The organism is Aquirufa sp., from assembly GCF_044342065.1.
Classification (GTDB): Bacteria; Bacteroidota; Bacteroidia; order Cytophagales; family Spirosomataceae; genus Aquirufa.
This window is the reverse complement of record NZ_JBIIQN010000005.1, coordinates 92,936-112,738: the sequence shown is the minus strand read 5'-3', so window position 1 is coordinate 112,738 and position 19,803 is coordinate 92,936. Positions and strand designations below refer to the sequence as shown.

Annotated in this window: 12 protein-coding genes; 10 read left to right on the top strand and 2 right to left on the bottom strand. The window is 39.7% G+C overall.

From position 1 onward, the window contains the following. Positions 1-257: 257 nt before the first annotated feature. Positions 258-1,328: a Gfo/Idh/MocA family protein gene (locus ACIQZ2_RS03645; protein WP_395767482.1), complete on the bottom strand. Its 1,071-nt coding sequence runs from the start codon at positions 1,326-1,328 to the stop codon at positions 258-260. 68 nt (positions 1,329-1,396) lie between these two features. Here ACIQZ2_RS03645 and ACIQZ2_RS03640 point away from each other — a divergent pair, with 68 nt between their 5' ends. The 10 genes from ACIQZ2_RS03640 to galK all read left to right on the top strand — a co-directional run bounded on the left by ACIQZ2_RS03640 (position 1,397) and on the right by galK (position 17,409). Beyond that, a complete protein-coding gene (locus tag ACIQZ2_RS03640; protein WP_395767481.1) occupies positions 1,397-2,326 on the top strand; it encodes an alpha/beta hydrolase in 930 nt (309 codons plus the stop codon). Between the two features lie 279 nt (positions 2,327-2,605). Then, a complete protein-coding gene (locus tag ACIQZ2_RS03635) occupies positions 2,606-3,214 on the top strand; it encodes an RNA polymerase sigma factor (RefSeq protein WP_395767480.1) in 609 nt (202 codons plus the stop codon). Positions 3,215-3,296: 82 nt separating this feature from the next. Next, the gene (locus ACIQZ2_RS03630; RefSeq protein ID WP_395767479.1) at positions 3,297-4,400 is read left to right on the top strand and encodes a FecR family protein; all 1,104 of its coding nucleotides are present in this window, start codon (positions 3,297-3,299) and stop codon (positions 4,398-4,400) included. Between the two features lie 154 nt (positions 4,401-4,554). Further along, positions 4,555-7,953 (top strand): SusC/RagA family TonB-linked outer membrane protein, encoded by a 3,399-nt coding sequence (locus tag ACIQZ2_RS03625; protein WP_395767478.1) that lies wholly within the window; start codon positions 4,555-4,557, stop codon positions 7,951-7,953. A gap of 19 nt (positions 7,954-7,972) precedes the next feature. After that, complete coding sequence (locus ACIQZ2_RS03620) at positions 7,973-9,682, top strand: RagB/SusD family nutrient uptake outer membrane protein (RefSeq protein ID WP_395767477.1); 1,710 nt, start codon at positions 7,973-7,975, stop codon at positions 9,680-9,682. Positions 9,683-9,797: 115 nt separating this feature from the next. Continuing rightward, positions 9,798-12,269, top strand: coding sequence for a hypothetical protein (locus tag ACIQZ2_RS03615; protein ID WP_395767476.1), 2,472 nt, complete (start codon positions 9,798-9,800; stop codon positions 12,267-12,269). Positions 12,270-12,461: 192 nt separating this feature from the next. After that, the gene (locus tag ACIQZ2_RS03610; protein WP_395767475.1) at positions 12,462-14,393 is read left to right on the top strand and encodes an FAD-dependent oxidoreductase; all 1,932 of its coding nucleotides are present in this window, start codon (positions 12,462-12,464) and stop codon (positions 14,391-14,393) included. 12 nt (positions 14,394-14,405) lie between these two features. Continuing rightward, positions 14,406-15,440, top strand: a complete 1,035-nt coding sequence (locus tag ACIQZ2_RS03605) for a glycoside hydrolase family protein (protein WP_395767474.1) — start codon at positions 14,406-14,408, stop codon at positions 15,438-15,440. A gap of 41 nt (positions 15,441-15,481) precedes the next feature. Beyond that, complete coding sequence (locus ACIQZ2_RS03600) at positions 15,482-16,246, top strand: sialate O-acetylesterase (RefSeq protein ID WP_395767473.1); 765 nt, start codon at positions 15,482-15,484, stop codon at positions 16,244-16,246. Between the two features lie 17 nt (positions 16,247-16,263). Then, a complete protein-coding gene (gene galK, locus ACIQZ2_RS03595) occupies positions 16,264-17,409 on the top strand; it encodes a galactokinase (RefSeq protein ID WP_395767472.1) in 1,146 nt (381 codons plus the stop codon). 460 nt (positions 17,410-17,869) lie between these two features. Here the strand turns inward: galK and ACIQZ2_RS03590 are convergent, their stop codons facing one another. Further along, positions 17,870-19,798 (bottom strand): amylosucrase, encoded by a 1,929-nt coding sequence (locus ACIQZ2_RS03590; protein WP_395767471.1) that lies wholly within the window; start codon positions 19,796-19,798, stop codon positions 17,870-17,872. Positions 19,799-19,803: the final 5 nt, after the last annotated feature.

Here is a 19,803-nt window from a genome sequence, read left to right as displayed (position 1 = left end):
CTTAAGTCCGGATAATTCGAAATTTCATTATCAGGAGGTTAGGAATTGGTTGGGGGAGTATTTGAAATAAGTAGTCAGTCGCTAGTCGTCAGTCGCTAGTCGTCAGTCCGGAGGGGAAAAGTAAAAAGTCCGAAGTCTATAGAATAATGTTTAAAGCCATTAGCTTTCAACCCTTTTCCTATGTACTTCGGACTTTTTTTTAGACTAGTGACTAGCGACTAGTGACTTATTTCTGACGACTAGCGACTAGTGACTACTTACAGCACCACCATCTTCCCCGTCCTTACCGACTCATCACAAGCGAATGCGATTCGCAAACTGTTTACCGCGTCTTCTACGTGATCAGTTAAGTCCACATTGTCCTGAATAGCGTGTAGGAAATAAGCTTGCTCGCGATCACATAAACCTTGGTGATCTGGTTCATCTGTCAAATTAATCCACTCATCTGCGCGGGTGAACTCATTTTCTGCATTGATATCGGCATGGTGCACACGAAGCGATTCGGTTTTCGTATGTGATTCTACGGAATCCGATTTACCCTCGCCACTCGCATTTTGCGCCACAATAGATACGGAGCCTTTGGGTCCAAAAACATCTTTGACAAAGTAAGCCGTTTGCGAAATCATTGGGCCCCAACCAGCCTCATACCAACCCACAGAACCATCTTCAAAATGAATTTGGAGTTGGCCATAATTGTAATTTCCAGCCGGAATATCTTCCGTCATGCGCGCCCCAATCGCCGAAACACGTATGGGTTTCGAACGCGTCATTTGGCACATGACATCAATGTAATGCACGCCGCAATCCACGATTGGGCTTAAACTTGCCATCAAATTACGGTGCACATCCCACATGTATCCGTGGGATTGTTGGTTCAAATTCATCCGCATGACGAGTGGTTTTCCCATTTCTTTGGCAATTTCGATAAACTTAATCCACGAAGGATGGTGGCGTAAAATATAGCCTACAACGAGTTTTTTGCCTGTTTTTTGAGCCACAGCTGCCACGCGAATCGCGCCCGCTAAACTATCGGCAATGGGTTTTTCGATAAACACATGGCAACCTGCTTCCATGGCCGCAATCGCATACGCTTCGTGCGTGTCTGGGTAGGTGGAGATGCAAACGGCATCGGGTTTGGTTTCAGCTAATGCGGATATATATTCGTCGAATAATGGGTAGGAGCCGCCTAATTTTTGATTCAATGTCTCCTTGCTTTTGCCGGGAGAAACGAGTCCGCAAATTTCGAAAGCGGGAGAGTTGTGATAAGCCGTGGCGTGGGAGGCACCCATGTTGCCACATCCCACCACTAATACGCGTAATTTTTGCATAGGTTCAGATTTGAAAGCCCAAGTTACTAAGAATGATTATAAAATTCGATTCCCAGTCTTTATAAAATATGCGCAAGATCGGAATCCTATTCGTGTTTGTTTGTCAGGGTTTATTGGCCCAAAATACCCAAGGCCTCACCGGAATTCCAGATACCAGTTTTGCCAATTATTCGGCTTGGCAATCCGCGCTCAAAACAGATCCTACGTTAAAACTTGCGGAATATACGGCCAAAGAAATTAAGGCCACACGCACGTTAGTCTACAAGGAAATCGGCCAACGGAAATTAGTTCTGGACGTGTATGAGCCAAAAGATAAGCACTCCCGCAAGACCATGTTGTTTTTCCACGGGGGTGGCTGGCGATCGGGCCATCGGTCCCAACATGTCGCGCTGGCGCAGGCTTTGGCAAAAAAAGGATATCGTGTTTTTCTGGCAGAATACCGCTTGTCGACAGAGGCCCTGTATCCAGCTGCGATGGAAGATGCGCAGGCGGCGTTGATTTATTTGCATGCGCATTCAAAAGCATTACATATTAATCCGAATCAAATTTTTGTGGCCGGTTATTCCGCAGGCGGCCAAATGGCGGCGTTGCTGGGTTCCGTTCAGGATGAAAATTTATTTGGTCCGGGTCAAAAAATCAAAGGGGTGATTGACCTCGATGGTATATTGGCCTTCATTCATCCGGAGTCGGGGGAAGGCGATGATCGCGTGCGGATGTCAGCAGCTACGTCTTATTTTGGCTATTCGAAAACGGAGAATCCAGCCATTTGGAATCAGGGATCAGCTTTGCATCATGTATCTAAACAAGATCCGCCGGTATTATTTATCAATTCAGGTATTGCGCGTATGCATGCGGGAAGGGAAGATTTTCGTGCTCAGATGGGCCAATTTGGCCTGTTTACGGATGTGTATACCCATGAGAATTCGCCGCATACGTTTCTGTTGTTTACCCGTTGGTTCGATAAAACGGTCCAACTGATTGATCAATTCATGCAATAAATTAGCGCATTTGTAGAGACGCGATACTTCGCGTCTATGTTGCATTTGTAGAGACGCCAGGTCGTATTTGTAGAGACGCGATACCTCGCGTCTATGTTGCATTTGTAGAGACGATAGGTCGGTTTTGTAGAGACGCGATACTTCGCGTCTAGTTCGTGAGACGGTTGGTATCGTCGCGCCGCTACAGGAAGATGCGCGCATATTTCATCAAAAATTGATAACAATTTGATATGATGAATCTAAAAAATATTCTAGTTTTGGTTTGTAAAGTTCAATTTTTTGGAAAAAATCAAATCTTTCGGGAATAAAATCAGTGATTCCGTTCTTTGGAGTCAGTTAAAAGCAGGTGATGAAGAGTCGTTTTCCATGCTATTTGAACGGTATTATGGTTCATTAGTTAATTATGGTAAAACCTTAATGCCCTCGGAAGATATTGTAAAAGACTGTGTCCAGGATGTTTTTGTGGATATATGGAAATATTCTGAAAAACTTAATGCGGCTATTGTTGTCAAAGCTTATTTGTTTTCATGTGTTCGTAACCGAATTGCTAGATTTAGGGAACGGGATCATATTTTCTCACATGTAAAAGATGTAGACTCGTTTGATTTTATGTTTGATTTTTCAGTCGAGGAGCGTCTAATTGCTGATGAATCGATGGCCAGTAAGGTCGAATATTTAAACCAGTGTATAAATAATTTGCCAGATAGGCAAAAAGAAGCCTTATATCTTCGGTACCACCAAGGGCTTACAGTTGAACAGGTGGCAGAAGTTCTTGATATGAACTATCAGTCGACTAAAAACTTGCTGCACAGAGCTATTTCGCGTCTTAGAAGTGATTTCCCTATATCATTAGTAGCTCTTTTGCTTACCAATCCTGCAAATTTTTAAGTTTTTTTATAAAAAACACACAATTAACTGAGTACCAAAACTACTTCGTGTCCTCTCTGTATCTGAAAAGCTATACTATTAGATGCAAGACAGGAATTTTTACAAGTCGGTTCTCGACTTCATTACGGATGAATCATTTCAGCGATGGGTTAGGGAAAAGGAGGATTTGTCAAATTGGGAAGAGTGGACGCTTGAAAATACAGAAAGGGCTAAACTTGTCGCGGAAGCGCGGCAGTGGATTCTTGCCATGCGGGTTGATGAAGAATCGGTTTCGAATCAAGAAACCCAAGAAGCCTTGTTTCTTACGTGGAGCAAAATTAGGAAGTCAAATTCATCATCTAGGATTACCCGCCTTTTTCAGGCCAACATCTTCCGGGCGGCTGCGGCTGTTTTAGTGATTGGATTAGTCACTGCGGGTATTTACACGAAGTTTTCATTCAGTGAAACGAATGTAACCCCACTAAATCAATACGTAGTTCAGGGGGATTCGAATGGATTAATTGAGCAGATAAATAATACGGATAAACCACAGTTGATTACCCTTTCGGACGCGAGTTCAATTCTACTTCAGCCTAAAAGCAAGTTAAGCTACCCAAAGAACTTTAAGGGAAGTGACCGTAAAGTGTATCTTTCAGGGGAGGCATTTTTTGAAATTAGCAAAGATCCAAACAAGCCATTCATGGTCTATGCCAATGAAACGGTGACTAAAGTATTTGGTACAAGTTTTCGAATTGTTGCCTATTCCAATCAACCGCGCGTAGAGGTTTTGGTACGAACGGGTAAGGTTAAAGTGAGTGGAATCCAAAAATCACTAGCAAATGCATCTAACGAAGTAACCCTTTACCCGAATCAAGCGGCTAGGTTTGAAAGAAAAAATCAAGTTTTCGAAAAGATCCTAGATCTGACGCGTGATGAGTCCTTGTTGCAAAGTGCAAAATCGATTGAACGATTGAATTTTGAATTCCGTGATATTCCTGTTTCTCAAATTTTTGCAACAATTGAACAAGCCTATTTGGTTTCCATCGATTTTCCAATGGAGAAATTGAAGGAGTGTTATTTAACCACCTCGTTAATTGATGAACCATTACCTGAAAAGCTCAAGATCATTTGTGCGAGTTTGGGTAATAATACGCGGTATGAGATGAATGGAAATCAAATAAAAATTATTTCAAATGGATGTAAATAAACAAGCATGTGGCCTATGATTAAAAAATGACCAATTAAAAAAAGCGCCGAAATGCTGTAACATTTCAGACGCTCTTACATCTCAAAAACCCTTTTAAAGGATTACGAGCTAAGTCAACACCAGTCAAAGAGTATTAACCTTATTTTTCAAAATTATGAAAATAAATCTTATTAATCGGCGGTTATTCCGTTACATCGTGAAAGTTTCAATAACACAAATAGCCATTTACCTCATTTTTTCGAGTATAACCATGGCAATGCCAGCAAAGGCGCAAGAATTACTAGACACAAAAGTAAATCTGTCTCTTAGCAATGTCAGCTTGGAAAATTCAATTAGGGAAATAGAAAAAACCTCTCAGGTTAAGTTTTCGTATAATTCTCGGGCCTTAAAGCTTACTCAAAAAGTAAATATAAGTGCTCATAATGAGTCGCTTTCGAGCGTTTTGAGTAGACTGCTAACTCCACTTGATATTTCATATGTTCAGGTGAGTAATCGAATAGTCTTACGAAGAGACGATAAAAAAGCAATCTCTCAATCGGAGGGATCTATAATACTCGATAATCAACTAATTGATGAACTGAATATTAGAGGTACGGTAGCAGATGCCAAAGGCGAAAAACTTCCGGGTGTAAATGTTGCTGTTAAGGGTTCAACGCGTGGAACATCAACGAATTCAAATGGAGAATTTACAATTGCTGTACCGGACAATAAATCAGTTTTAGTGATCAGTTTTGTTGGTTATAAGTCTCAGGAAGTGATAGTTGGCAATAATTCTATTTTGAATTTAGTACTGATTGAAGATAACAAGGCCTTAGAAGAAGTTATAGTTGTAGGATATGGTGTTCAAAAAAAGAAGGATTTAACAGGTGCTATATCATCCATAAATGGTGAAATGTTTAAGGAGAGGAAAGAAACTCAAGTTTCACAAGCCTTACAGGGATCAATGTCGGGTGTATTAGTTACTCGAAATGGAGCCAATGGTTCCATGGGTGGAGCGAATATTCGGATTCGTGGTGTAACGACGATTGGGAATTCGAACCCATTAGTAATCGTGGATGGCGTTCCAGTTGCTGATGTAAATCAAGTCAACCCGAATGATATTGAGTCTCTCTCTGTTTTAAAAGATGCTGCTTCGGCATCAATTTATGGTTCTAGAGCTGCCTCAGGTGTAATTTTGATTTCAACCAAACGAGCTAAAAATGACCAGGCATCGATTCAATATAGTTATGAAAATGGAGTGGATATGCCTACGCAGTTGCCTGAATATATGCGTTCATTGAGGTATATGGAACTTGTCAATGAACTACGTTGGAACGATGCGGGCAATGGTGCGAATAAATTCCCAACATTCAGTCAAGATTTAGTTAAGGATTACAATCAAAAATATATTTCGGATCCTGATAGATATCCTGATACGGACTGGATGGCTTTGACGCTAAATAAAAGAGCTCCGAGAGAAGCGCATAGTATAAGCGTTATCGCTGGTTCTCAATTTGTTAAGTCAAGCGTTTCGTTACGTTATGAGAAGCTAGGAGGTTTCTATGAAAATAAAGACTATGGACGAATTTTTGTTCGATCAAATAATGACTTTACGATCAATAAGTACATTGGTGGTACGCTCGATATTAATTTTAAACGAACGAATACAACTGATCCAACTGCGAATGATCCGTTGGGAAGGGTACGAATTTCATCACCTATTTACCCAGCACTCTGGGCGGATGGTCGAATTGCAGATGGTAAAGCAGGGGAAAACGTCTATGCGAAGATTAAATATGGTGGTACAAATGATAATAATTTCAACCAAGTGGGCGGAAGAATTGGATTGGATATTAAACCCATTGATGGGCTGAAATTATCAGCTATTCTTGCGCCTATTTTTGATTTTGACTATCAAAAAAGATTCAATAAAAGAGTTGATGCTTTTGCCTCGGATAATCCAAATCAGTTTGTTGCCACGCTAATAAGCGGAGGTTTGACTACACGCTTGGATGAAAATAGATCAACAAATATTAATTTGACTACCCAGCTTTTAGCGAATTATCTAAAAACTATCGGTAACCATGATTTTACATTTTTAGCGGGTTACGAAAATTTTTATTCAAAGTCAGAATCCATGGGTGCTTCGCGTGACCAGTACCTTTTCGATACATATCCTTTCTTGAATCAAGGTCCGGCTGCATTGCGCGATAATTTTGGTACTGCGTTCGAAACGGCATATCGTTCTTATTTTGGGCGTGCAACCTACAGTTACAAAGACAAATATTTAGTGCAAGCTAATATTCGTCGAGATGGCTCTTCAAGATTTAATGAAGATTATCGCTGGGGAGTTTTTCCATCGATATCAGCGGGCTGGGTAGTTAGTGAGGAGTCTTTCATGAAATCACAAGATGTTGTTTCATTTCTAAAGCTGCGTGCTTCATGGGGTTCACTTGGAAATGAGCGAATTGGTAATTATCCGTCAATCGGTATCATGAGTTTTGGAAATGCCCTGTTTTTCCAAAACAACATCGTTAATGCGCAACAAACAGCGGCTCAAATTCAATATGCAATCAAAGATATATCATGGGAAAAAACTAGTTCAACGGATGTCGGCTTTGATGCATATTTCATGAAGAATCGTTTGAAGTTGACCGTGGATGGCTATTTTAAAGAAACCAAGGATATGCTTCTCGCCTTACAAATCCCCATTTTCGTAGGTTTTGAAAACCCAAATCAAAATACGGGGATAATGACAACGAAAGGTATCGATTTAGATTTGGGATGGACGGATAACATCGGAAAACTAAGGTATTCAGTTTCTGCAAACCTTTCTCAATTCAAATCAATTATGGGAGACCTAGGGGGAACAGAATTTTTAGGAGATAGAATTAAAAAATTAGGTAGTGAATTTGATGAATGGTATGGGTATCGTGCAGCTGGAATTTATCAAACGCAAGAGGAGGTAACTAATTCGGCCAAGTTAAGTAACAATGTAAAAGTTGGCGATATCAAATACACGGATATTAGTGGCCCTAATGGAGTACCAGACGGTAAAATATCGCCGGAATATGACCGCGTATTATTGGGAGGTTCTCAGCCTCAGTGGATGTATGGAGGAAATATAAAGCTGGATTACCAAGGATTTGATCTAGGTATCACCTTCCAAGGTATTGGCTATCAGGCTGTGTCTAATCTTTCATTTACAGACTATAATGCAGAAAACTGGGGAGTATTTCCTGTTTATTTAGATGGGGGAAGTACTTGGAGTTTGAATAATACGCCTGAGCAAAATTTAGCAGCTAAATATCCAAGATTTACGGAGACAAATAAAGGACTAAACAGAGCAATGTCAGATTTTTGGCTATTTAATGGGGGGTATTTCCGATTAAAAAATATTACAATCGGCTATACTGTTCCTACTAGAATTTCGCAAAAAATCATGTCTAAAAACATACGATTATTTGTGAATGCCACCGATATTTTTACGGCAAATAAATACCTAAAAGGATGGGATCCTGAAGGAATTGGTACAGTGTCGACTGTCATGGGTGGTTTCAACATTACTTTCTAAATCTTTAATTTTTAATATCATGAGAGCAAAAATATATAGTGCAGTGTTAGGCTTAATTTTATTAGCTTCCTGCCAAAATTCCCTTGATTTATACCCTTTAGCTGAGCCATCTGCTGATAAGTGGTACTCAAACGAAGTTGAAATTCAGTTAGCACTGAATGACCTCTATCGAATTGATTGGTGGCAGTGGGATGAGGATGGTACAAATAATAGTTTTATATCTGATGATGGGTTTTACCGTCAATCACTTTCAGAAATAAAAGCTGGAACGGTTACAAGTCAATCGGGCTTTTCGACTAATTTATGGCGAAACTCATACAAAGCAATTGCGCGAGCTAACCGTGCTATTTCAGCTTTAAATAGCGCTGAGACTAAAAGTAAAGTATCTCAAGCAAAGTTGGATGTGTATTTAGCAGAAGCTCGCTTTCATCGTGCTGCCCAATATTCCAAGTTGGTTACTAAATTTGGGGATGTTGTCTACAGTGATAATGTAATTAGTATTGAAGAGGCTTATGCGAAAGGAAGAACAGATAAAAAAGCAGTAACTGCTAAAATTTATGAGGATTTTGATTTTGCAATCAAAAATTTACCCCTTTCGTATCCTACTTCAGCAGTTAAAAGAGTAAGTAGAGGAAGTGCAATGGCATTAAAAGCGCGCCATGCTTTGTATGAAAAAGATTATCGAGTTGCTGCTGAAGCAGCAAAAGCTTGTATGGATCTGGGTCAATATGTACTACATGGTGATTATGCAAATTTATTTCTTCAAAGTACAAAGAACTCGAAGGAAGTTATATTTTCAATTCCGCGTTCTTTGGAGTTGAAAATAACAATAGGACCGACTTCGGATAAGATAACTCGAAACTCAGGTGGTTTCGCTGCAGCGAATCCAACATGGGATTTATTTTGCTCTTACCTGTGTACTGATGGTAATACGATTGATAGTTCGCCTCTTTATGACCCTCGAAATCCATTTAAGAACAGAGATCCTCGGTGTACGGCATCCATTGTTGAGTTTGGAACAGCTCATTTAGGATTTATCTACGATCCTAATCCAACTGCATTGCAGGTAACTAGGTTAAGCAGCAATTCCAGAGTAACTAATAATGATAACCGCGCAAATGCCCAATTTGCTTCATTTAATGGGTTAGTTTGGAAAAAAGGAATAGACGATTCCTGGTTGCAAAATGGAAGACAAATAGAGCCAGAACAGATTATTATACGCTATGCTGATATTCTGTTAATGTACGCGGAAGCTAAAATTGAATTAAATGAAATAGATAAGTCTGTTTTAGATGCGATGAATTTAGTTCGAGCAAGGGCTTATAAAGTTGCCTTAGCAGATGCAAACTATCCAGCAATTAAAAATGGCAACCAAGTTCAGCTTAGAAAGCAGCTCCGTATGGAACGCAGAATGGAACTTGCTGCGGAGGGAATGAGGTATATGGATTTAGTTCGCTGGCGTTTGGCTGAAAAAGTGTTAACCCGACCAATATACGGGTTATTAGATCCTAAAGATTTGAAAGAAAAAGTTGTGGATAAAAATCTTTGGTTTTTTGCGGGTACACCTAAAATTGACGAAGATGGGACACCTGATTTCAGTGAGATGGCAAAAACAGGACTCATAAGGAACTTGGTGCCTACAACCTGGAATAATCGTCAATATCTATGGCCGATTCCAACACAAGAAATACAAATCAATAAGAATATGAAGCAAAATGAAGGTTATTAAAGACTTGCATTTTTCGAAAGTATACATGTAGTATACGAGCTTCTTATTCTAATATGGAATGGCTTTTCTGATTAACTAGAAAAGCCATTTCTATAAACCTATTAAACCTAATGTCATGAAGTTTAAACACGTAGTCTTAACAGCTTATTTATTTCTAGTATGCTTTGCAGTCCAAGCTCAAAGTAATTCTAAGTACCTTCAATTCAGTGGAATATATCCACATTTGGCTTACTATAACAATGAAGGAGAATGCGGGACAGGAGCGGTGGTTCCCTGGGCAAACCGACTCTGGGTAATTACTTATGGGCCACATTTGCCTTTTGGCTCATCTGATAAGCTATATGAAATTAGTCCGCAATTAGACCGGAAAACGAGGCCGGAAAGTATTGGGGGAACTCCAGCGAATCGAATGATTCACAGCGAGAGTAACCAATTGTTTATTGGGCCTTATGCCATCAATTCTACAGGCGACGTGCGGACAATACCTTACACGCAGGCTCCTGGTCGCCACACGGGACTAGCAAGAGGTCTTAAAAATCCACAAAGTAACTTGCTTTTAGGTACAATGGAGGAAGGTTTTTATGAAGTGGATGTACATAATCTTAGTACCAGATTACTTTATCAGGATGGTAATTTAAAAGTAAAGAAGACGAATGATATTGCTAATAATTTTAGTAGCTCACTCTTACCTGGTGCACATGGCAAAGGACTCTATTCGGGCCAGGGAGTGATGGTGTATTCCAACAATGGTGAATCTGGAGATAAGGCACTTAAGCAATTTGACATAGAATCGGGTTCATTATCTGAGTGGGATGGGAAAGATTGGAAGGTAGTTCGACGCAATCAGTTTGTTGAAGTATCTGGTCCTGGTGGAATTTATGGAAATAAGAACCCAGAAACGGATGCTATTTGGGCTACAGGATGGGATCACAAATCTGTATTAGTAGGGGTAAGAGGGTCAGGTAAATGGTCCTTTTTTAGACTTCCCAAAGCTAGCCATAGTTATGATGGTGCGCACGGATGGAATACAGAATGGCCGCGTATTCGGGATGTAGGCACGCCAGAAATGCCTGAGTATTTAATGACAATGCACGGCATGTTTTGGCATTTTCCTCAATCTTTTTCTATTCTAAATTCGGCTGGAATTCGTCCTCGGTCTGCCTATTTGAAGGTGATTGGAGATTTCACTCGTTGGCAAGGCGGTTTGGTTTTTGGCTGTGATGATTCGGCACAGAAAGAATTTTTGAATAAGCGTAAAGCGAAAGGAAATATAGAGGGCCCTGGTCAATCGAATTCAAATTTATGGTTTACCTCTGTTGAAAAGCCAGATGAATTGGGTCCCAATACGGCGCAAGGTGCAGTATGGCTTTCGGAAAAAATAGTAGCAAATGTTAGTTCAGAACCTTTCCTATTTGCTGGTTGGAAAAAGCGAATTGCTTGGATATCTAATGCCGGAGTTGAAGATGCTACGTTTAGTTTTGAGGTGGATGCAAAGGGGACAGGTATTTGGAAAAAAATTCGAAGCGTTGTGGTGAAAGCAGGTAGCTCATCAAGCGTTTCTTTTCCGTCCACAGAAGTAGGTGAGTGGATTAAAGTAAAGTCAAATAAATCTACGACGGCTACTGTTCATTTTAATTACACAGATGATACGCGATTTGTAGCAGGCGCTGACAAAATATTTGCGGGAATTAGTCCCATTGCTGGGAATGACTACTCAGCAGGACTTTTATATGCTCTTGGTGATAAACGTCGGAAACTTGGAATTTTGGCTGGTGATTTTGCCAAGGGTAAATTCAATGAAGTAGGTTACTATGAATTGGATAGTGCCATGCATTTGACTCGCAAAGAGGATCCGAAAACGGCTGATTTTATTCGATCAAAATTTGAAATTTCTAAAGATGCAATTATCGTGGAGGAAGCGTCTGTTTTAGTTGTGGACGATGCGGGAAGAAGATGGCGTCTGCCAAAAGGGAACGAGAACTTCACGAATAAGATTCAATCGGGATCGATGCGTATTGACCGGGAAGTGGCTACTGAACGTGATTTATTGAATGCGCATGGTACATTTTATGAGCTTCCTGCAGAGAATGCAGATGGATATGCTAAAATTAGACCTGTGGCGTCACACGCTTTATCCGTACATGATTATGCATCCTATCGTGGTTTATTAGTTATGACTGGTATTAATCATGGAAATTTAAGTAATGAGCACATAATCACGTCTACTGATGGGAAAGCAAAAGTTTGGGCGGGGACCATTGATGATCTTTGGAAATTAGGAAAACCGCTTGGTCAAGGTGGTCCATGGAAAAATTCACAAGTTGTAGCAAACACGAAATCTGATCCTTATTTAATTGGATTTTATGATAAAAAAAGCTTGAAAATTTCACATAAATCAAGCCAGACAGTTAAGTTTAAAATCGAAGTTGAGCCGATTGGCCATGGCCCTTGGATGCAATTTAAAGAGGTAGAAGTAAAGCCAAATGAAACTTTTGAATATACGTTTGCTTCTGATTTTCAGGCTCGATGGATTCGTTTTTCAGCCGATAAAAATTGTGAGGCGACAACTTGGTTGACATATAGGTAATTGATTTAATCATTTTTTTTTAAGAGTTACCGTCAATTACATTTATGACAAATTATGATCACTTATCTAAACTTTTCAGTATTCCTGTCATCATAGTGGCCTTTTATGCAATAGACGAAACTCATGGTAGAGACTTAAATTTTATTTAGTATTAATTATAGATGTGATTTGTTCGTTTAAAATTCATCCATTATGAAAAGAAGAAATTTTGTAGGCTTATTAGGAAATACTAGCCTAATGTTGTTAGCTGGTAATATGGCTAGCGCTTTTGGATCAAAATATGATTCAAATTCAAATGAATTTGTTTTTGTTGAAGCAGAGCAATTTGAAAATTTTGGAGGCTGGAATATAGACCAGCAATCTATGGAGCGAATGGGCAGTCCTTATTTATTGGCCCATGGATTAGGTATTCCTGTTGAAGATGCGACTACCACAATAATTTTTCCTTCAGAAGGGACATATCATGTTTGGGTACGTACCAAAGACTGGGTCGCTCCATGGAATGCGCCAGGTGCTCCAGGTAAGTTCCAGTTAAAAGTAAATGGCAAGCCTATCAAGGAAGTGTTTGGTACAAAAAGTGCCGACTGGCATTGGCATGATGGAAAAACGATAAAAGTTGGCAAAAGCGCAAAACTTGCACTACATGACCTAACTGGTTTTGAAGGTCGATGTGAGGCTATTTTATTCTGTAAAGATTTGAATTTTGAGCCTACGAATGACATACAGGCGTTGACTAAATTTAGACGCAAGTTGAATGGCTTACCTGAAAATCCGGAATTTGGTGGCTCATTTGATTTTATTGTTGTTGGTGGTGGTTTAGCTGGTACCTGTGCTGCGATCTCGGCCGCAAGAAATGGTGCTAAAGTGGCGCTTGTTCAAGACCGTCCGGTACTTGGGGGTAATGGTAGTTCTGAAGTTCGTGTTTGGCCAGAAGGTCATACGAATAAAGAGCCTTATCCACACATTGGAGATATCGTATCAGAGATTTTACCAGACATCACAAAAGGATCAGGTCAAGTATTTAATGGGGTAAGTGCTGAATACTACGATGATGATTTGAAATATCAAAAGGTAATTCAGGAGCCTAATATTACTTTATTCATTGAGAATCGAGCGATAGAAGTTAAGAAAACAGGGGATAAAATAACGTCAATTGTTATTCAGCATTTACGTACATCCAAACACTTGGAATTAAAAGCAGCTTATTTCGCGGATTGCACGGGTGATGCGACTTTAGGTTTTAAAGCTGGAGCGGATTATGAGTATAAAGTTGAGAACTTAATGGGAAGTACTAATTTGTTTAATGTGCTTGATGCGACCAATAAAGAGGAAGTTCTTAAATGCGAATGTAAAGATAAAAGTGCATTAGCGTTAAAATGTGAAGTGGGCAATTATGCACAACCTTTTCCAAGATGTCCATGGGCATTAGATCTTACAGATATGCCATTCCCGGGGAGAAAAGGTGTTAAGACTTTCGGTAAAGAAGGCTTACAATCATTTGCAAATATGTGGTATTGGGAGAGTGGTTTCAACAAAGACCAAGTAAATGATATCGAATTAATTCGCGATCATAATTTCAGAGCCATGTATGGTGCGTGGGATGCTATCAAAAATGTAGATAAAATGTATCCGAATCACCGATTGGGATGGTCTGCCTATATCGCTGGAAAAAGAGAATCAAGAAGGTTGATGGGAGACGTTGTTTTAGATGCAGAAGATTTCAAATCTCAGAAGAAATTCTCAGATGGATCATTCCCGTGTTCTTGGCATGTGGACCTACATACGCCTAAAACAGAGTTTAAATCTGGATTTGAGGGTAATGAATTTGTAGCTGATTATACGCGTGGAAAAGAATATCAATATGGCAATTTGTATTGGGCTCCTTACCGCACTTTATATAGTCGGAATATTTCAAACTTATTTATGGCAGGACGAAATATCAGCGTTACCAAGACTGGTTTAGGTCCAGTACGTGTCATGAGGACATGTGGTATGATGGGTGAAGTTGTGGGTAAAGCAGCCTCGATCTGCGTGAAAAATTCCGCAAGTCCTCGTCAGGTATATGAGCAATACTTGCCTGAATTAATCAAGTTGTTGAGCGCTCCAGGAAAGAATAAGGCCTAATCGTTACTTAAAATGAAGGATACTATCAAACTACGTTATTGCCTCTTGCTGTTCTTGTTTTTTGGCCATCTAAGTAAAGGCCAAGATTTAAACTTAAATGAGTTGCTTCAACCAATAACTAAGCAATCCATGTTTAGATTAGATGATTACATGGTTTGGTGCGGAAGTCCAATCCAAGGCAAGGATGGCAAGTTTTATTTGTTTTATAGTAGATGGCCAAGAAAATTAACGCATATGGCATGGGCCACACATAGTGAAATTGCTGTGGCTGTTTCCAATAAAGCAAATGGGCCTTATAAGCATGTCAAGGTTGTATTACCCAAAAGAGATAAGAAATATTGGGACGCTGACGTGACACATAATCCAAACATTCACCGCTTTGGAAATACATATTACCTTTATTACATGGGTAATTACGGAAATGGTGAATGGTGGAATCACCGCAATCATCAGCGGATTGGAGTAGCTGTAGCTAAGCATCCCTTAGGTCCGTGGAAACGATTTGATAAACCTATTGTCGATACATCATATAAAAGTTTTGATCATATGATTGCCTCAAATCCGTCAGTGGCAAAACAATCGAATGGGAAATATTTGATGATTTACAAAGGCGTAAGCGAAGGAAAATTACCTTTTGGAGGTGTGGTTTTACATGGTGCAGCTATTTCAAATAACCCAATTGGGCCTTTTGTTAAACAATCACAAAGGATTTTTGTGAAAGATACCGTAAGGTTCGCCGCTGAAGACCCATATATCTGGTATCAAAAAGGAAAATATTGGGCTATAGTAAAAGATTTTAAAGGGTCATTTACAAACTCTGGATTAAGTTTAGCTCTTTTTGAATCTTCAAATGGATTAGATTGGCTTCCAGGAAAAAATGCATTAGTTAGTAAGACCATGATACCTTGGAAAAGTGGAAGCGTGTCCGTAGAAAAATTAGAAAGGCCCCAGTTATTAATAGTTAACGGGAAGCCTATTTCACTTTTTTGTGCCGTTTATGACAAAGGTGATAATTATAATATTTCAATTCCTTTAAAAGTAAAATGATACGTGTATTTGCTATTTGCTTACTTCATTTGATTTTACCAATGCAGGGGATCAGCCAACAAACTTTTTTATTGGCAGGCCAAAGTAATGCAACTGGTCAAGGAGATAAATTAGCTAGCAATTCACTTTATCATAGTCGTAATGCTTTTGAATATGATGTCATACTAGATTCCATTAAAGGATTACAAGATCCTTCAGGTCAAAAATGGAAAGATTTAGAACCTGCAAATTCAGGGTCCATTTTGCCAGCTTTTGCTTTTTCATTGACTCAAAAAACCAAGAAACCCGTAGTCGTTATTACCGCTGCTCGAGGAGGAAGTTCCTGTCATCAAAAGGCTGAATTGAGCAATTATGGAACGTGGGATCAGTCTGGAAATTTGTTCCAACAAGCACAAGAAAAAGTTAATGCGGCATTAAAAATCACCAAATCTAATCTAAGTGGAATTATATGGATGCAAGGTGAGCGTGATGCAAATGCAATTAATGACGGTATAATGAATGCAGAAAACTATAAGCAAGCATTAGTTTCATTGATAAGTCGATTTAGCAAAGAATTTGGAGAAAACATACCCTTTTTTATTATTCAAACAGGTTATCAGTCAGGCAGGCCTAAGTTTGGTAATGATCAAGTAAGAGCTATGCAGACTTTAGTTTCTAAGGAAATGCCTCAGGTATTCATTGCTTACGATAAAACATCTCAATTTATGGAGCAAAATTGGATGAAGGACCATGTGCACTATAACCAAACTGGGCTAAATGAAATCGGTATCGAAGTCAGTAATTTTGTTTCAACCGTGTTGCATTAAATGAGATAATAGCTAAAATGAAGGCAAAAATAGCGTCAATCTTTAATCAGCATTTTGAAGGGAATCCATTAATTGTACGCTCTCCAGGGCGTATTAATATAATCGGAGAACATGTAGATTATAATGGGGGCTATGTTCTTCCTGCTGCGATTGATAAATATATTTATGTTGCCATATCTAAAAGAAACGATGATAGAATTGGCCTATATTCGGTCAATTTTGAATCTAGTGTTGAAATAGCCCTAAATGATATAAAACCGTCTAATGATTATTCAACCTATATATTGGGTGTCGTAGATCAATTGTTACAACGAGGATTTTCAATTTCTGGATTCAACATGGTTATTGATGGTGATATTCCCGTAGGTGCAGGATTATCTTCTTCCGCTGCATTAGAATCCGCTGTTGCATTTGCACTGAATGAGTTATTTCAATTGGGGATATCTAGGCTTGATCTTGTCTTAATCGCTCAAAAAGCAGAAAGTACCTTTGCTGGTGTTCATTGTGGTGTGATGGACATGTTTGCCAGTATTTATGGAGTTAAAGACTCAGTGATTAAACTTGATTGCGATTCTTTACTGTTTGAATACATGCCATTGAAATTAGATGGTTACAGTCTCGTGTTATTTAATACAAATGTGAAACACTCCTTAGCATCATCTGCCTATAATGTCCGGAGGGAACAATGTGAGACTGGTTTAAATTTGATCAAACAGATTTTTCCTGATGTAAAAACATTTAAAGATGTTACGGAAAACCAACTCACCACCTATGTATTGCCTTATGATAAAGAAATATTCAATCGATGTTTTTACGTAGTTAAAGAAATTCAGCGATTGAATGAGGCATGTCAATTCTTGCAAAAAGGTGACCTGCAAGCATTGGGCAAGCATTTGTACGCGACGCATGAAGGGTTAAGTAAAGAATATGACGTTAGTTGCTTCGAATTAGATTATCTAATTAATGCAGTTAAATCAAATCCCAATGTGTTAGGTGCCCGAATGATGGGAGGTGGTTTTGGAGGGTGTACACTAAATATTATTAAAAATGAAGAAATAGATTCCCTTTCAAATGACTTGAGTTTGGCTTATGAAAAGGAGACAAGGCTGATATTGGATACAATAAAAGTCAATACTTCGAATGGAACTGAATTAGTAACCTAAAAATATCAGGATTTATTCTTTAAGATGACATGAAAGACAAGTCAAACGATTATTGTTCTCAATTGAAATTTTAAAAATAATTCAATGTTTAGATGGTAAATTTTAGTGAGAAAAAACTTTACTAGTTATTAGCTTACTAATTAGGTGAAAATAATAGATTAGATCGCTTTATACGTTTAGTTAGTTTTTAAATTAAGGTTGGATAAAAACAATTTTGATTCTGTTCAATTAAAACCTCCCGAGAGATTCACGGGAGGTTTTTTGTTTTCAACGCACATTTATTGATTTGTAGAGACGCCAGGTCGCATTTGTAGAGACGCCGGGTCGCATTTGTAGAGACGCGATACCTCGCGTCTAGTTCGTGAATCGGTTGGTATCGCGTTATAATTTGGGGCTTTTCAGACGCGAGGTATCGCGTCTCTACAACAGGATTGCCAGACGCGACGTATCGCGTCGCTACTTACTTCAAAACCCTAAATTGATACGGGGCAAAATGCATGTACTCATGATCCATGCCCACCTGCAAGGTTTCCTGCGACCATAAATCAGTCACCTGAGCTGGCCGTGAATCATAGCTATTCAATACATACCAGGTTAGCGCCTGCGGTGAAGTACTAAAATTGAATATAAAGAACACTTTTTCGCCCGCTAGAAAACGTTCGAATCCGATGACAGAGTTGTTGTGGACTTCAAGCCAACGGGTATTTTTGAAATCAGCGACAACTGCCAACGATTTCCGCAACCCGATCAAACGCTGCATCGATTCAAAAACCTGCTGTTCAATCGTTCCTTTTTTATCTATCAGTTCAGCCCGTTTCCAGTCGATATTCGGCCGATGCATCCAGCGATTATCATAGCTTTTTCCCGGATCTTGTAAATAGGAATAGTCATTGGTATACGCCATCTCATCCCCATAAAACAACATCGGCAAGCCACCCACAAACATGGATTGCGCCTGCATTAATAAAATCTTATCAATCGACGTTTGAATGAGTGCGGAGTCTTTGGCCTCAATCGCTGATTCCAACCCACACAAGGATGCCAAAGATCCAGACAATCGTGCATCCTGCGTTTTCGGATTGATAGCAAACAAACCACCTCGCGCCGGTGTGCCCGGGAAGGTCCCGCTGTAATAATTTTTGATGTACATCCGGTGATCATACGGGGTAAAACCCGCATGCTCAATCATGTAGTCATCATATCCCAGGCCAATATCATCGTGGCAGCGGGTATAAGTTAACCATGTGGTTCCCAATGGTTTACGCTGCAATTCATGCTGCGCATGCTGCATAATGCGAATATCTCCCGTCGCCAAAGCATCCCACTGCAAAGCCATTTGCGTGGCATTATAGGCGAAATCACATTCATGCGTTGCATATCTGCCGGTACCGAAATACGCCATAATCTGTGCCGGAGCCACAATCGCCTCGCCCAAAATCGCCATGCCCGGGGTGGCCACTTCCACACACATTTTTATCAATTGTAGTAGTTGGTGCGCCTCCGGAAGGTTCTGGCACGTCGTTCCCATCTGTTTCCAAATGAATGCCGGTGCGTCGATACGGACTACATCAACACCCAAATTGGCATAGAAAAATACGTTGCCCAGCATCTCTACAAACACCCTTGGGTTCGTGTAATTCAAATCCCATTGATAGTGATGAAACACGGTCATCACCCATTTGTCGGCTTTTTCATCATACGTAAAACTCCCCGGGGAACTCTCCGGGAAAATTTCAGGCATCGTCTCATCCATCAAATCCGGGATGCGGCGATCATCGTACATGTAAAAATAATCCTGATATTCTTTGATTCCTTTCTTTGCCAACTTCGCCCATTCGTGGTGATGGGAGGTATGATTGAGTACGATGTCAATCATCAAATACATGTCTTTTGCTTGTAATTCAGCCTGAAATGCACGTAAATCGTCAATCGTTCCTAAGCGATCTTCCACCACCCGGAAATCTTCCACCGCATAGCCTCCATCACTTTCCCCTTCCGGGCTTTTAAACAATGGCATCAAATGCAGGAAATTAACACCTAGTTTTTCGAGGTAAGGAAGTTTGGAAGGGAGATTATTGATTTGGCCAGCAAAACGGTCCACATATAAACTCATGCCCACCAGGTCCTGACTCAAAAACCAACTGCCTTTTTTTTCCTTGTCGGTGTCCCGCTTTTTTAACGCATCCGATCGATCTAGGTGCGCTTGACAAATGGAATTTAATAAGGTTTCGAATAATCCTGCCGCTAAGGGGTGTGACCCGTAAATGGCGTGAAAATGGGTAAATATATCATCCAAGTTCGCCGTAAAACGCTCCTGAAAAGTGGCATCTTTAATTTTATACGTTTTTATTAGCTCATGAAGCTTTTTTTGAAGCGCTGGGTTGTACACGGATA